Source organism: Aeromonas bivalvium (genome assembly GCF_000819765.1).
Taxonomy (GTDB): domain Bacteria; phylum Pseudomonadota; class Gammaproteobacteria; order Enterobacterales; family Aeromonadaceae; genus Aeromonas; species Aeromonas bivalvium.
The window spans coordinates 1-14,748 of record NZ_CDBT01000014.1 but is presented as its reverse complement, the minus strand read 5'-3'; the positions used below and the strand labels follow the sequence as shown (position 1 = coordinate 14,748).

Sequence of the window (14,748 nt, the reverse complement as noted above, 5' to 3'; positions counted from 1 at the left end):
CATGCCCAAAGGGCGCGGTGAAATCTAGCGCTGGATCACACTTTTATCGCTGGTCTTAGGTGTATTCGATATGCCATTTATTAATATGGCAGTGATTTATGCTAGTCGGTCGCGATCCTGGCGAGATAGGCGGCTAACAGTGCCTCGTCCCCCTGCTGGCGATGGGCGAGGCGCAGGATCAGCAGGGCAGAGATGCGGTGCTCCACGTGAAGTTGCTCCATGAAGGTGTCGGGCTCATAGCGGTCGAACCCGAATTGGGGGCGACGGGGGGTGGCGCGCACCGCATCGCGCACTATATCCAGACTCATCACCTCGACCCAGCCATAACCCTGGGCCAGGGCCAGCTCCCCGGCGCGCTTGAGCACATACTTGCGCGCCGTCTCCCGGCTCACCAGATCGTTGCCGACAAACTCTATCTGCCAGCGATCCGGGCCTATCTGGCTCTGGGAAAAACCGGTCTGGCCGCCCCAGAGGGAGGGTTTGCTGTCATAGGGGGTGGCGCAGCCCGCCAGCAGCAGGGCGCAGAGCAGCAGCAGGAGTCTGGTGAACATGGATCTGGCCTCGGGGCGGTGAGATAGGCCGATCAAAACACAGGGAAGGGCCATGGGCAAGTCAGGGTCTGACGGTCAACCGGGCTGGCGTGGGGATGACCCGGGAATGGGCGGGCGGAGGGCCGCCGCCAGGCTGGCCTGGTGCAGGCCCGCACCGACGAGGCAGGAATATGGATAAAGAAAAGGCCCAGTCACTGACTGGGCCTTTTCTCGGGGAATGATGGTCGGCGTGAGAGGATTCGAACCTCCGACCCCTGACACCCCATGACAGTGCGCTACCTGGCTGCGCTACACGCCGACTGCGTCAGCTTGGCTGACGGGGGCTGAGTTTATGGAGATGCCCCTATCCTGTCAACAGGGGAAATCACACCGTGAGATCGTTTGCCTGCTTTGTGGGCAACTTCGGATCAAAGTGCGAGCAATTGCCCGTATTGGCGCTATTTTTCGGGCCTTGCGGCCAAAAAAACGACCACCCTGTGGGTGGCCGTCTGGTATCCGCGATGACGGGATCAGCGGTTGAAGGTCAGTCGCTTGCCCAATACCTGATCGGTGACCTAACCGTTCTGCCAGGCGATCTGGCCATTGACCAGGGTCATCTCAATCATGGCGCTCTGGCTGCGGTTGCCCGTCTCAGCGGTTGAAGGTCAGCCGCTTGCCCAATACCTGATCGGTGACCTGACCGTTCTGCCAGGCGATCTGACCATTGACCAGGGTCATTTCTATGGTGCTCTGGAAGCGGTAACCGTTGAACGGGGACCAGCCGCACAGGTAGAGCAGATTGTCGTCGTTGACCACATAGGGCTTGCCCAGATCCAGCAGCACCAGGTCGGCGAAGTAGCCTTCCCGGATGTAGCCGCGATCCTGCACCTGGAAGCGCTCGGCCACCGCATGGGAGGTCTTCTTGACGATGGTTTCCAGGCTGAAGACGCCGTTGTGATAGAGCTCCAGCAGCGCCTGCAGGGAGTGCTGCACCAGGGGCACGCCGGACGGCGCCTTGAAGTAGCTGTTCTGCTTCTCTTCCCAGGTGTGGGGGGCGTGGTCGGTGGCGATGATGTCGAGCACGTCGTTGCGCACCGCATCCAGCAGGGCGTGCTGGTCGGCGGCGCTCTTCACCGCCGGGTTGCACTTGATCTGGCTGCCCAGGGTGTCGTAGTCCGCCTCGTTGAAGAACAGATGGTGGACGCACACCTCGGCGGTGATGTTCTTGTCCTTGAGATCCTTCAGATCCGGGGTGGCGGTGAACAAGGAGAGCTCTTTCGCCGTGGTCAGGTGCAGCACGTGCAGCTTGGCGCCGTACTGCTTGGCCAGGGAGACCGCCATGCTGGAGGATTTGTAGCAGGCGTCGGCGCTGCGGATGCGGCCGTGCTCGCGCATGGGCACATCCTCGCCCCACTTGGCGCGGGCCTCGTCTTCGAGCACCTTGATGGAGGGGGTGTCCTCGCAGTGGGTGACTATCATCACCGGGCTCTCACGGAAGATGGCCGCCAGTGTCTCCTGGTTGTCCACCAGCATGTTGCCGGTCGAGGCCCCCATGAAGATCTTGATGCCGCAGGACTGCTTGGGATCGAGCTTCTTGATCTCTTCCAGGTTGTCGTTGGTGGCACCCAGATAGAAGCTGTAGTTGGCGGCGGCGGAGTTGGCGGCGATCTGGTATTTGGCTTCGAGGGCGTCGATGGTGGTGGTCTGGGGATTGACGTTGGGCATCTCCATGAAGCTGGTGGTGCCACCGGCCACGGCGGCCCGGGATTCGCTGGCGATGGTGCCCTTGTGGGTCAGGCCCGGTTCACGAAAATGGACCTGATCGTCGATCATGCCCGGGATCAGGTGGCGACCGGTGCCATCGATCACCATGGCGTCCGGCGCCTCTATGTGGGGGGCGATCCGTTTGATCCGCTCCCCTTCGATCAGCACATCGGAGGCGTAGATGCGCCCTTCGTTGACCAGGGTAGCGTTCTTGATAAGCAGTGTGTTCATGGCGGGTCCAGTTCCTTTGTCTGTGATCGCGGGTCATAATAGCGCAATCTGTCCCTACTCTGTAGCAAGGCCTGAGTGATGAAGTTATTTGTAAGAGATTTGACCGTGATCGACTCCAGCTATCTGTGCGAACGCCGTGGCATGGTGGGGGAGAGCTGGCTGGTGGACGTGGAAATGAGCGGCGAGCTCAACGAGATGAGCATGCTGCTGGACTTTGGCCGGGTGAAGAAGCTCATCAAGGCGATCATCGACCGCGAGGTGGATCACAAGCTGCTGGTGCCGACGGACAATGCCATGGTACGCATCGAGTCCTTGTCCGGCGACGAGACCTGTGTCGATCTGCTGCGCCAGGACAAATCCATCCACCTGCGCTGCCCGGAGCAGGCGTTCGCCTTCATCCCCGGCACCCAGGTGGACAAGGAGTCGGTGACCCGCTATCTGCTGGGGGTGCTGGCCAGGGAGCTGCCCGGCAACATCAAGGATCTGTCGCTGACCCTGCGTCACGAAGCCATTGCTGGCGCCTTCTATCACTACAGCCACGGCCTCAAGAAGCACGACGGCAACTGCCAGCGCATAGCCCACGGCCACCGCTCCCCCATCGAGATCGAGGTGGACGGCGCGCGTGACCAGGAGCTGGAGCTTGACTGGGCCGAGCGCTGGGCCGATATCTACCTCGGCACCGCCGACGATGAGGTGCCCCTGACCGAGCTGGCCCTGAGTGCCGTGGCCGCCCCCCTGCTGGGGAGCGGTCACATCGGCTTCAAGTACGTGGCGCCCCAGGGCCTGTTCCAGCTTGCCATGCCGGTCGCCGAGGTGGAGATGATAGACACGGACACCACCATAGAGTTGCTGGCCTGCTACATCGCCCGGGAAGTGAAGGGGATGGTGGGAGACAAGCTGGTCAAGGTGGTGGCCTATGAAGGGGTGGGCAAGGGCGCCATCGCCTACGCCTGATGGCCCGGTTTGCCCAATCATGAAGAAGGCCCCGCAGATGCGGGGCCTTCTTCTTTGGGGCAGCCGTCAGGCGCTGAGGCGAAAACGCCTGACCAGGCTCTCCTGCTGCTCGGCCAGGGCATCGAGCTGCTGGCTGGTCTCGGCGACCCGCTCTATCCCCTGATAGTTGAGGTCCGAGATGTCCGAGATGCGATTGAGGTTGGTGGCGATGTCGGCGCTGGTGGCCTGCTGCTGCTCGGCGGCGGAGGCTATCTGGCTCGACATGTCGCTGATGAGCACCACTATGCCCTGCACTTCCTCCATGGCGTTGTTGGCGTGGGAGCTCTGGCTCATGCAGCTGTCCATCTCGCGGGAGCACTCCTGCATGACGCTGACCGCCCGGGCGACCCCCTGCTGCAGGTTCTCTATCATGGTCTGGATCTCGTTGGTGGAGTGGGCGGTGCGACCTGCGAGGTTGCGCACCTCGTCGGCCACCACGGCGAAGCCGCGGCCCTGCTCCCCGGCCCGGGCCGCCTCGATGGCGGCGTTGAGCGCCAGCAGATTGGTCTGCTCGGCGATGGCGCGAATGACGTCGAGGATATTGCCAATCTGATCGCTCATGGCGCTCACATCACCAATCACCTTGCCGGTCTGTTGCAACTTGCCCGCCAGCTGGTGGGTGGTGCTGATGTTGCCCGCCATCACCTGGCGTCCGGTCTCGGAGGCCTTCTCCACGTCCATCACCCGCTCCAGGGTCTGGTTGGCGGCCTGGGCCACCTCCCGCACCGAGGCTTCCATCTGGGTCATGGCGGCGGCGACCGAGGCGGTCTCCTGGCGCTGCTTCTCCAGATCCGCCCGCACCGATTCCGTGGTGTGGCGGTTGTCGTGGGCGGCGTCATTGAGCTGGGTCGAGGCCTGGGAGAGCTGGGAGAGCACCTCGCTCATCTGGGCGATCAGCAGGTTGACCTGGCTGCCGAGCTGGCCGAATTCGTTGCGGCTCTTGAAGCCGATGCGCAGGGTCATGTCCCCCTGGGTCACCTGGGTCAGCACCCGCAGCAGCTCCTTGAGGGGGCGACGGATGGCGCGGCCCAGGGTGATGGCCACCAGGATGGCGACCAGGATGGCCAGCACTATGCTGATGCCCTGGGAGAGGCTGCTGCGCTGCTGTACCTGCTCGGAGACCTGGATGCTGGCGTTCATCAGCTGCTGGCTCTGGTCCGTGATGGCCTCGAGCTGGCCCTGGATGGCGATGATGAGCTGGCTCGCCTGCTTGCTCTTCTCGTGCAGGGTGGCCTGCTGTTTCATCAGGGCCAGATACTGGCCGAGCAGGCCGTCGGCGGCCGTGGTGTCGCGCACGAAGGCGCGCACGTTGTGGCCGACGTCGTTGTCAAAGTCCGGCAGCTCCCGCTCCAGATCCGCGATGGTGCCGTTGAAGCCGCCGATCTGCATCTTGTTGCGCTTGAGGGCCGACTCGATGGGGCCGGTGACGGACTGGTTCAGGGCATCCATGGTGGAGAGCTCTATGGTGGAGAGCTGGGTGGTGAGCTTCTCGGAGAGCATCTTGATGAAGCTGTCCTCCTGGCCGGCCATCATGTCGACCAGGTTCTTCTTGAACTGGGGCAGGGTGACCTGAAACTGGCCCTTGGCCTGGTTTACCTTGTGCAACTGGCTGAGCAGGGCCTGGTGTTCGGCGGGCAAGGCCTGGGTCAGGGCCTGATAGCTGGCGACCTGCTCCTTGAGGGCCGTGAGCGGCGTCTGCAGCTGGGGTTGATCGCCAGCCTGGGCCGTCAGGGCCTGCAGCCGGCGATCAACCTCGCCCTCGGCCTCCTCCAGGGCGGCTATCTCTTCGGGCAGCATCCTGGCATCCTGCTCGGTCAGCACGTCGTTGAGCCGCTTGTTGGCGCTGAGCAAGCTTATCTGGGTCTGGCTGCTGGCCTGGACCAGCGGCATGGACTGCTGGGTGACCTGATGCAGTGCCTGACCGAGGGCGCGCTGGCTGTGAAAGGTGAAGGCAGAGCTCGCTATCATCACGGCCACCAGGATGGCAAACCCGAGATAGACCCGCTGCAAGATGGAGAGGTCCGACATACTTAGTTTCATTATTGTCCCGCTTTGAATGCAAAAGTCCCTTGCCTGAATCCCCCGTCCCTTTGCTACCCTACGGACGTCGCGCCCGGCACCGGAGATCCCTCGTTCTGGCTATCGGTATTTTTAACAATAACTGAAGACATTGTGACAACGGCTGTCGCAAAAACCGGCCTGTGTCACACTTGGCGGCCCCGGCGGCGATGGAATAGCCTCGTTAGAGGCTTTATTTTGATTTTTCTTTTTAACGCAAGGAGTTACCCATGGCCGATGAAACCATTTTCAGCAAAATCATCCGCAAGGAAATCCCGGCCGAGATCCTCTATCAAGATGATCTGGTCACCGCCTTTCGCGACATCTTCCCCAAGGCGCCAACCCATATTCTCATCATCCCCAATGTGCTGATCCCCACGGTCAACGACGTCGAAGCCGAACATGAGCTGGCCCTGGGCCGCATGTTTACCGTGGCCCGCAAGCTGGCGGCCGAGGCGGGCATCGCCGAGGATGGCTATCGCCTCATCATGAACTGCAACCGCCACGGCGGGCAGGAGGTGTATCACATCCACATGCACCTGGTCGGCGGTCAACCCCTGGGCCCCTTGCTCAGCCTGTGATGCGTCTCCTTGCATCGACCGGCCTGCTGTTGGCCGGTCTGCTGCTGGGGGGCTGTGCCAGCTGGCAGGATTTGTTCGTTTCCTATTCGGTGCAGATGGCCCCGGTGCGCAGTGCCCTGCTCCAGGGCAGGGCCCTGGACGCCATGGCCGAGGTGCGCGAGCTGGTCCCCGGCGATGACGGCTATGTGCTCAGCCGCCTGGAATTGGGCCGCATCGCCCAGCTGGCCCGGCAGGATCCTGCGAGCCGCCAGGCCTGGGTGGCGGCGGATCGGGCCCTGACGGCACAGGATGAGCAGGCACGCTTTCGGGTGAGTCAGGGGCTGGCCCAGGCGGGCAGCCTGCTGACCAACGATCAGACCCTGGGCTATCAGACCCCGGACTATGAGCGCACCATGCTGCACCACTACCTGGCCCTCGATTACCTGGCGCGAGGGGATCGGGAGGGGGCCCTGGTGGAGGTGCGCCGCGCCAACCAGGTGCAGGAGCGGGCCCTGCGGGAACGGGATGGCGAGCTCGCCAAGGCCAAGGCGCAGGCCGGGGTGCGCCAGGCCCTGTCGCGGGCGCCGGATCTCGATCGCTTGGTCGGTCAGGTCAAAAATGGCTTCCAGAATGCCTACACCTTCTATCTGTCCGGGGTGCTCTATGAGGCGAGCGGGGATCTCAACGATGCCTGGGTCGACTATGGCCGCGCCCTGGAGATAGCGCCGGACAACCCGGCTTTGCAAGGGGCCCTGCTGCGGCTGGCGCGCCTGCGGGGCTCCCCCGAGGAGCTGGAGCAGACAGAGCGGCGCCTCGGTCGCAAGGCGCCGCCCCTGGCGCGGGGGGAGGGCAGGGTGGTGATCCTGTTCGAAGACGGCCTGATCCCGGCCCGGCGCGAACTCTTCCTGCCGCTGCCCCTGTTCACCTCGGCCGGGGATTTTCGTACCTTTACCGTCGCCATCCCCTACTACGATAATCGCGGCGCGGACGTGGGCCCCCTCAGGGTCGGGGTGGCCGGCCAGGCCGGCACCACGGCGCCCCTGGTGCGGCTCGAGGCCCTGGCCGCCAGGGATCTGCAAGAGCGCCTGCCGGCCATGTTGAGCCGTCAGGCCCTGCGGCTGCTGGCCAAGGAACAGCTGAGACGCACCGCCGCCAAGGAGGGGGGAGATGTGGGCAACCTGGTGGTCGGCCTGTTCAATACCTTCTCCGAGCGGGCCGATACCCGCAGCTGGCTGACCCTGCCGGCCCAGGCATCGAGCTGGGAGGCCAGCTTGCCGGCGGGTCGCCAGAGCCTGATCCTGGGGGCGGGGAGCGCGAGCCAGACCCTGCCCATCGAGGTGCGGGCCGGGCGCACGACCCTGATCTGGGCCAACCGTCTGGGCGCCGCCCTGACCACCCGGGTGCTGACCCTCTAGCCCAGGGGCGAGACACGCCATTCATTCGAGGAGCACACATGAAACGATTAGCCCTGGCCTGCGGCCTCGCCCTGCTGCTGTCGGCCTGTGCCAGCAACACCAGCGGGGTCGCCCTGTCGGCCCCAGGCGGCGGCCCGGCCGAGTTTCGGGTCGACAATGGCAGCCTGGATCTGCAGCTGGCAGAGCTGGGTCGGCGCCAGCAAAATGGCCTGTTGCAGGTCAATGTGGCGCTGACCAACCAGCGACGCGGCGACAATCATCTGCAATACCTCTTCTACTGGTATGATGCCAGCGGCCAGGAGGTGGCCCCCGATGGCCGCGGCTGGACCCCGCTGGTGATGCACGGCCAGCAGCGCCGCACCCTGTCGGCCCTGGCGCCGACCCGGGAGGTGCTGGGGTATCGCCTGGTGGTGCGCGAAGTGATAGCCGAATCCAATTGATCCCATGATGGGAGCGCCGCCCGGCGCGGCGGCAAGGGGGCTTTTGTCCCTGCGTATTGAACGATTGAGGAAAGAACCGATGAAGATGAATCATGCCCTGCTCATCCTGGCCGGTGTCCTGCTGCTGGGGGGCTGCTCCAGCACCACGGTGAGCTATGGCGATGCCACCGCCACCGAGACGGTCACCGTGGATTATGGCTCGAGCGATCTGCAGGCCATCGCCGACAAGATGGCCGACTCCCTGCTCGCCTCGCCGGCGACCTCCGAGATCACCGCGGGGGGGCGTCCCGTGATGTTCATGGACAGCATCCGCAACAAGACCTCGGAGCACATCGACACCGAGGCCATCACAGACACCCTGCGCACCAGGCTGCTGCGCTCGGGCAAGTTCCGCTTCGTCGACATGAGCAAGGTGGCGGCGGTCAGGCAGCAGCTCGAATACCAGCAGAGCAGCGGCATGGTGGACCCTGCCGCCATGGTGCGCCTGGGCAAGCAGACCGGCGCCCGCTACATGGTCTATGGCAACCTCAGCAGCATCGTCAAGGACAACGGCAAGGTGAAGGACGTCTACTACCAGATGACCATGAACCTGATGGACTTGCAGAGCGGCGAGCTGGAGTGGGCGGATCAGAAGGAGATCCGCAAGCAGGCCAAGACCTCGACCTTTGGCTGGTAACCAGGCCCTGCTGGCGAGTCTGCCTGCCCCCTGGCGGACGGGACGGCTCGCCCCCCTGGGGCTCGGCCTGACCAACCGCAACTATCGACTGCGCCTCCCTTCGGGGCGCAGTTACTTTCTGCGGCTGGGTCATCCGGATCCGGTGCGCCTTGGCATCGATCGGGCCACCGAGTGGCAGCTCTATCGTGGGGCCATGGCGGCCGGACTGGCGCTGCCTTGCCACTACGGGGATCCCGAGCGCGGCATCTTGCTGCTGGACTGGTGCGAGGCGCCGAGCTGGGCACAATCGCCTCCTCCCCGCCATCTGGCGCTGCCCGCCCTGGCGCGGTTGCTGGTGCGGCTGCATCGCCTGCCGGTGCCGACCGTCAGGATGGCGGTGCGGGCCCATGCCGAAGGTTATCGCAGCCGGCTGCGGGCGCCCCCGCCCTGGCTGGCCGCCCTGGAGGCGTCCCTGCTCGCCAGCCGGGAGCCGGACGGCTGCTGGCTCCCTTGCCATCACGATCTCAATCCGGCTAACTTGTTGGGGGAGCGGCCCTGGGTCATCGATTGGGAGTATGGCGCCGCCGGTCACCCGGGATTCGAACTGGCCAGTATCGTGCGAACCCATGGCTGGGACCTGGATGAGATGGCGGTGCTTGAAGCCTGCTATCTTGAAGAACATGCACGGCTCGCCTGTGCCACCCCGATCCCCGTGTTTCAGGGGGCGGCCTTTTTGCCCTGGGTCGACTACATCGCCCTGCTGTGGGCCCTGCTCATGGCCGAACAGGCGCCGGATCCGGCCTATGGCACCCTGATAGCCCATCATCGCCAACGACTGGAGTAACCATCTTGATGACACACCTTTGGCGCAAGAAAACACGAGTCTGGCTGGCGGGTCTGGCCTGCCTGCTGCTGGTCGGCTGTGCGACCCGGGTGATCTACTACTGGCTCGATTCGGCCATCGTCTGGCAGCTGGACGACTACTTCTCCCTGGACCGCGACCAGAAGACCCTGCTGGATACCGAGGTGAAGGGGCTGATGGCCTGGCATCGCCAGCACGAGCTGCCCATCTACGCCCGGGATCTCGATGCCCTGGCCAAGGCGGTGGCCAGCCCCATGACCCCGGCCCAGGTCACACTCCATCTGGACAGGACACAGGCGAGCCTGGCCCGCACCCTGGAGAACGCCATTCCCCGCACGGTACGCCTGGCCCGCACCCTGACCGATGCCCAGGTGGCGCGCTTCATGGCCGACAGGGTAAAGCGTCAGCAGGAGCGCCAGCATGACTTCCTCACGGAGTCGAAGACAGGGATGCAGCAGGAATTTCAGGACAAGTTGAGGGAGCGGCTGGTGTTCTGGATAGGCAAGGTGAAGCCGGCCCAGGAGCCGCTCATCGCCCAGTGGGCCGAGTGGCAATACGAGATGATGCCCCCCTGGCTCGAGTTTCAGGGGGCCTGGACCCGGGAGCTGGACAGGTTGATGAAGCAGCGCCAGAGCCCGGACTTTGGCAAGGAGCTGACCCGCCTGCTGCAACAGGGGGACGGCCTGATGGATGGCCGCTTCACCGGCTATACCGACCAGTCACGCCAGCGCACCATCCAGTGGCTCAGCGCCTTGAGCCAGTCGATGGATCTCTCCCAGCGCGCCCACCTCTATACCCTGCTCAAGGAGTATGCCGAGGATTTCGAGACCATGACCCGCAGCCGATGAGTGTGTTCGGGGCAGGCGCGGCCTTGCCCCCGTCACCTTGGCTGTGATAGCTTGCCAGCTGTGGGCGCCCGCCCACGGCTTATATCGGGGTAATATGTCGACCAATCGTCCAGATACAGTGAAATGGATGCTGATGAGCGTGCTCATGGCCTTCATGCTGCTGTTCGCCACTCTTGGAGTGGCGCGATCTGCGGTGGTCGTTCCCCAGCATCAGCACAGTCAGGAGAGCGTCTTCCATGGCGCCAGCGTCCCCGAAGGGGGGGCGGTCAAGTTCATCGGCACCCATCAGAGCCATCTGCTGCGCCTGGAACATGCCCAGCTGAGGGAAGACGAACGTCCGCCGCTCGATTACCAGCTGATCGCCGACTGGTCCGCCGCCTTCTGCCAGCTGCTGCTCGGCGGCCTGCTGCTCTGCCGCGCCCTGCTCTACCAGAGACACAGTTTCCGGGACCAGTTCAGGGCCATTCATCGCCACTGGCTTTGCCGCCGCCACCTGCAATACCGCTTCTCCCAGAGCGCCGTTTCGCGCTGATCCCGAGCCGCCGCCGGGTCAATCCCTGCTGGCCGCTCCCCGGGCAATCCCTGCCCGATATCGACTGATTGTTCGCGATGACGCCCGCCGTGCGGGTGCTCGCCCCGTATCCTTCGAACCGGATCTTCCCTATGAACAGCGTGAGAAAGAGATCGCGCCTCGTGCACAATCGCACGAGCGCCTGGCAGTACGCCCTGTTGCTGCTGATGTTATTGACCTTCGGCTTCTACTCCCTGCCCACCTTCTTCGGTGAGCAGCCCTCCCTCGGCCTGCACGGCCAGACCAGTCTGAGCACCGGCGATGCCGAGCTGCTGGCCCGGCAGGGCATCGCGGTGCAGCAGACCATCGCCTCGGCGGACAAGCTGGAGCTGGTGTTTGCCAATCAGGCGGATCAACAGCGAGCCAAGCAGCTGCTGGAAGGGCAGGGCCATGACAGCGCCGCCCTGACCCTGGAGTTTCATGCCAATGCCCCTGGCTGGATAAGCCGGCTCGGTGCCAGCCCCATCAAGCTGGGGCTGGACCTGCGCGGCGGCTCCCAGCTGCTGATCGGCGTGGATCTGGACTTCGTGCTGGAGAGCCAGACCCGCAACCTGGTGGACAACCTGCGCAGCGGCCTGCGTGAGGCCCACCTGCGGGGCGGCGCCGTGAGCCGGGTCGCGACGGGGGAGGTGCGCATCCTGCTGCCCCAGGACGCACAGCAGACCCCCTGGCTCACCCTCATCAAGGAGAGCGGCGGCGTGCGTCAGGGGCAGTGGTTGCTGTCTCGCAGCGGCAATGAGGTGACCCTGACCCTGAGCGAGGCCGAGCGCAGCCTGCTCATCAACAACGCCGTGACCCAGAACCTGTCGATCCTGAAAAAACGGATCAACGAGCTTGGCATCGTCGAGGCCTCGGTCCAGCGCCAGGGCCAGGACGGCATTCGCATCGAGCTGCCCGGGGTACACAACCCCAGGCAGGCCAAGGAGGTGATCGGGGCCACGGCGTCCCTGGCCTTCTATCAGGCCAGACCCGAGAGCCACTTCGTCATGACCGACAGAGAGGGGCGCAGCGTGGGGCTGGATCGCAAACCCGTGCTGACCGGCGAGCACATCGTCGATGCCAGGGCCAGCATGGGGGAGATGGGTCAACCCCAGGTCGCCATCGTGCTCGATGCCCTGGGGGGGAGCAAGATGAGCCAGTTCAGCCGCCAGCACGTGGGCAGCGCCATGGCGACCCTGTTCACCGAATACAAGACGGACGGCAAGGGCAAGCTTCGGGCCCATAGCGAGGTGATCAACGTCGCCACCATACAGACCGCCCTTGGCAACCAGTTTCGCATCACCGGGATTGGCAGCATGCCAGAGGCCCAGGAGCTCGCCATGTTGCTGCGGGCCGGCGCGCTGACCGCGCCGCTCAAGATCCTGGAGGAGCGCAGCATAGGCCCCACCCTGGGGATGCAGAACATAGAGGCGGGCTTCACCGCCCTGGCGTTTGGCATGGCGGGCATGATGCTGTTCATGATGGCCTGGTATCGCAAGTTTGGCTGGGTGGCCATCTCGGCCCTGCTCGCCAACCTGCTGATGCAGGTGGGCATGCTGGCGGTGCTGCCGGGCGCCGTGCTGACCCTGCCCGGCATCGCCGGTCTGGTGCTCACCGTCGGCATGGCGGTGGATACCCATGTGCTCATCTTCGAGCGGGTGAAAGACAGGTTGCGGGAGGGGGGCAGCCTGGCCGGGGCCATCGACTTCGGTTACCGCTCGGCGTTTAGCACCATCTTCGATGCCAACCTCACCACCCTGATCAGCGCCGTGGTGCTCTACTCCATCGGCTCAGGGCCGCTGCAAGGCTTCTCCATCACCCTGATCCTGGGGCTGGTGTCCAGCATGATCACAGGTATCTGGGGCACCCGTGCCATCATCAATCCCATCTGGGGCAAGAGCAGCCAGCGGCTGCAGAGGGTTTAACCATGTTCCATCGTCTGTTTGCCATGAACCTGACCCGCTGGCGCTATCTTGGCCTGGGCTTCTCCGTACTTGTCACCCTGGCCAGCTTGGCGCTGCTGCTGGGCAACGGCCTGCAACTGGGCCTCGACTTTACCGGCGGCATCTTGCTGGAATTCAAGATCCAGACCCTCAAGGAGGCCCACGAACTCAACGCCCTGCTCGATGGATCCCTGCAAGCCCTGGTCAGCCTGCAACCGGCCGGGGTGCCCGGGGAGTGGCTGATCAAGCTGCCGCCCCATGGCCTGCCCATGCCAGCCCAGGCTCTGGCGGAGCAGCTGGCCGGCCAGATCGGCCTGCCGGTGGAGTTGCTGCGCACCACCATAGTCGGCCCCCAGGTGGGCGCCGAGCTGTTCCAGCAGGGGATGATGGCGGTGCTGGTGGCCTCCCTGGCCATCTCTGTCTACCTGGCCTTTCGCTTCGAATGGCGCCAGGCTGTGGGCATACTGCTCTCCGTGCTCCATGACGGCGTGGTGGCCCTGGGGCTGCTGGCCCTGTTTCACATCGAATTTGATCTCAACGTGATCGCGGGGCTGATGGCGGTGATCGGCTACTCCCTCAACGACAGCATCGTCATCTCGGATCGGCTCAGGGACATACTGAGCTCCCGTACCCGCCTCGACATGCACGGCTGCAGCGATCTTGCCATCAAGGCGACCTTCAGCCGCACCATGATAACCTCGGGCACCACCCTGTTTACCGTGGGGGCACTGCTGCTGTTTGGCGGTGACGCCCTCCATGGTTTCGCCTTCACCCTGTTTGCCGGCATCCTGACCGGGACCCTCTCCTCCATCACTGTGGCCTCCACGGTGCAGGAGCTGCTGGGGCTCTCCCCCCAGGCTTACCAGAAGAAGGAGGAAGACCTGGCGCAGGCGGCCTGAGTCGCTGCGCCGCTTGATGAAAAACGGGCCCGTCGGGCCCGTTTCTGCTGATGGCCCCGCCGGGGCGGCTTAAAAACCGGAGCCGGGCTGCTGCAGGAACGCCGTCTCCTCCTGGGTGCTGGGGCGGCCCAGGATGGCATTGCGGTGGGGGAAGCGGCCGAAGCGCTCGACGATCACCTGATGGCGGCGGGCAAAGTCGGCGAAGCCCTCAAAGGTGGCCCGGGCAGGCCCCGTGGCCTGCTCGGCCGCCAGGGCCTCGAACAGGGCGACGCTCCTGGCCTGTTGCTCGCGGCACTCCGCATGTTCCAGGGGCAGGTAGAAGAAGACCCGCGCCAGGGGGGAGAGGGACCTGTCCGCCCCGAGGGCGAGGCCCGCCAGGCAGAGGTCACGGGCCTTGCCATCCTGGGCAAAGGCGCCCGGGGTGTCCCGGTGGATGTTGCGCGGCAACTGATCCAGCAGCAGGATCAGCGCCAGCCGGCCGGCGGGCACTTCGGCCCAGTGAGTCAGCTCGCCCCTGGCCGCCCCCGCGGCCAGTTCGCCGAAGCGGCGGGCCAGCAGGGCATCGGTCTCGCTGTTCTTGCCCCACCAGAGGGAGGCTTGCCGCTGGGCGCGGGGGGCGTCGTCGGCGTCATCGCCAAACCAGAAATCGAGCAGAGGCTGCCAGGCTTGCATGGGAACTCCTTGGGCTGGGGTGGGCTGAGACGGTGTCATCCGACTCAGAGGGGCTGCCGAAACGGCGGCTTCTGGTTACACTGTGCCATCTTTTGCCCCAAAGGGTGATCCCCGGATGGGCCCGTGGTCGCCTGATCCCCTCATCACCCTGACCTGGGCAGCCCGGATGTGTCCCACTGAATAGAAGGAATGCCAGATATGGCCGGAGCCAGTCTGTTGGCCCTGCCGGGTGATATTGCCAGCGTGCCGGGTGATGTCGCCCTGATGACCGGGGCGGTGACCAAGAAGATCGCCGCGCTGTTTCCCACTGATATAAGGAAGGTTTGAT

15 protein-coding genes and 1 tRNA gene are annotated in these 14,748 nt (G+C 64.6%); 11 read left to right on the top strand and 5 right to left on the bottom strand.

Annotated features, from left to right (window positions below):
• Positions 1-101: 101 nt before the first annotated feature.
• The 3 genes from BN1119_RS05095 to BN1119_RS05085 form a co-directional block, all read right to left on the bottom strand.
• On the bottom strand, positions 102-551 hold the full coding sequence (locus BN1119_RS05095) for a CC0125/CC1285 family lipoprotein (protein WP_041994921.1): 450 nt from the start codon (positions 549-551) through the stop codon (positions 102-104).
• A gap of 221 nt (positions 552-772) precedes the next feature.
• A tRNA-Pro gene (locus BN1119_RS05090) sits at positions 773-849 on the bottom strand.
• 332 nt (positions 850-1,181) lie between these two features.
• Complete coding sequence (locus tag BN1119_RS05085) at positions 1,182-2,525, bottom strand: dihydroorotase (protein ID WP_041994918.1); 1,344 nt, start codon at positions 2,523-2,525, stop codon at positions 1,182-1,184.
• Between the two features lie 78 nt (positions 2,526-2,603).
• Between BN1119_RS05085 and BN1119_RS05080 the strand changes: the two genes are divergently transcribed.
• Positions 2,604-3,479, top strand: coding sequence for a 6-pyruvoyl trahydropterin synthase family protein (locus tag BN1119_RS05080; protein WP_041994916.1), 876 nt, complete (start codon positions 2,604-2,606; stop codon positions 3,477-3,479).
• Between the two features lie 66 nt (positions 3,480-3,545).
• On the opposite strand, the gene BN1119_RS05075 is transcribed toward BN1119_RS05080, so the two are convergent.
• A complete protein-coding gene (locus tag BN1119_RS05075; RefSeq protein ID WP_041994914.1) occupies positions 3,546-5,558 on the bottom strand; it encodes a methyl-accepting chemotaxis protein in 2,013 nt (670 codons plus the stop codon).
• 248 nt (positions 5,559-5,806) lie between these two features.
• Here BN1119_RS05075 and hinT point away from each other — a divergent pair, with 248 nt between their 5' ends.
• The 9 genes from hinT (at position 5,807) to secF (ending at position 13,748) form a co-directional block, all read left to right on the top strand.
• The gene (gene hinT / locus BN1119_RS05070; RefSeq protein ID WP_041994912.1) at positions 5,807-6,157 is read left to right on the top strand and encodes a purine nucleoside phosphoramidase; all 351 of its coding nucleotides are present in this window, start codon (positions 5,807-5,809) and stop codon (positions 6,155-6,157) included.
• Positions 6,157-7,551 (top strand): COG3014 family protein, encoded by a 1,395-nt coding sequence (locus tag BN1119_RS05065; RefSeq protein ID WP_041994910.1) that lies wholly within the window; start codon positions 6,157-6,159, stop codon positions 7,549-7,551. The genes hinT and BN1119_RS05065 overlap by 1 nt, the downstream gene beginning before the upstream one ends.
• Before the next feature lie 38 nt (positions 7,552-7,589).
• Positions 7,590-7,991 carry a YcfL family putative periplasmic lipoprotein gene (locus tag BN1119_RS05060; protein ID WP_041994908.1) on the top strand — a complete coding sequence of 134 codons (402 nt, stop codon included), beginning with the start codon at positions 7,590-7,592 and terminating at the stop codon, positions 7,989-7,991.
• Between the two features lie 79 nt (positions 7,992-8,070).
• Positions 8,071-8,667: a penicillin-binding protein activator LpoB gene (lpoB, locus tag BN1119_RS05055; RefSeq protein WP_041994906.1), complete on the top strand. Its 597-nt coding sequence runs from the start codon at positions 8,071-8,073 to the stop codon at positions 8,665-8,667.
• On the top strand, positions 8,657-9,490 hold the full coding sequence (locus BN1119_RS05050; RefSeq protein WP_041994904.1) for a phosphotransferase: 834 nt from the start codon (positions 8,657-8,659) through the stop codon (positions 9,488-9,490). Before lpoB ends, BN1119_RS05050 begins: the two co-directional genes overlap by 11 nt.
• An 8-nt stretch (positions 9,491-9,498) precedes the next feature.
• Entirely contained in the window at positions 9,499-10,356 is an 858-nt protein-coding gene (locus tag BN1119_RS05045) for a DUF6279 family lipoprotein (RefSeq protein ID WP_084205299.1), read from the top strand.
• A 133-nt stretch (positions 10,357-10,489) separates the two neighbouring features.
• The gene (locus BN1119_RS05040) at positions 10,490-10,888 is read left to right on the top strand and encodes a hypothetical protein (RefSeq protein ID WP_244463681.1); all 399 of its coding nucleotides are present in this window, start codon (positions 10,490-10,492) and stop codon (positions 10,886-10,888) included.
• Between the two features lie 131 nt (positions 10,889-11,019).
• A complete protein-coding gene (secD, locus tag BN1119_RS05035) occupies positions 11,020-12,831 on the top strand; it encodes a protein translocase subunit SecD (RefSeq protein WP_041994900.1) in 1,812 nt (603 codons plus the stop codon).
• A 2-nt stretch (positions 12,832-12,833) separates the two neighbouring features.
• Positions 12,834-13,748, top strand: a complete 915-nt coding sequence (gene secF / locus BN1119_RS05030; RefSeq protein ID WP_041994898.1) for a protein translocase subunit SecF — start codon at positions 12,834-12,836, stop codon at positions 13,746-13,748.
• Positions 13,749-13,817: 69 nt separating this feature from the next.
• On the opposite strand, the gene BN1119_RS05025 is transcribed toward secF, so the two are convergent.
• Positions 13,818-14,420, bottom strand: coding sequence for a DUF924 family protein (locus BN1119_RS05025; protein WP_041994896.1), 603 nt, complete (start codon positions 14,418-14,420; stop codon positions 13,818-13,820).
• A gap of 198 nt (positions 14,421-14,618) precedes the next feature.
• Here BN1119_RS05025 and BN1119_RS21005 point away from each other — a divergent pair, with 198 nt between their 5' ends.
• Positions 14,619-14,747 (top strand): hypothetical protein, encoded by a 129-nt coding sequence (locus tag BN1119_RS21005; protein WP_280136471.1) that lies wholly within the window; start codon positions 14,619-14,621, stop codon positions 14,745-14,747.
• Position 14,748: the final 1 nt, after the last annotated feature.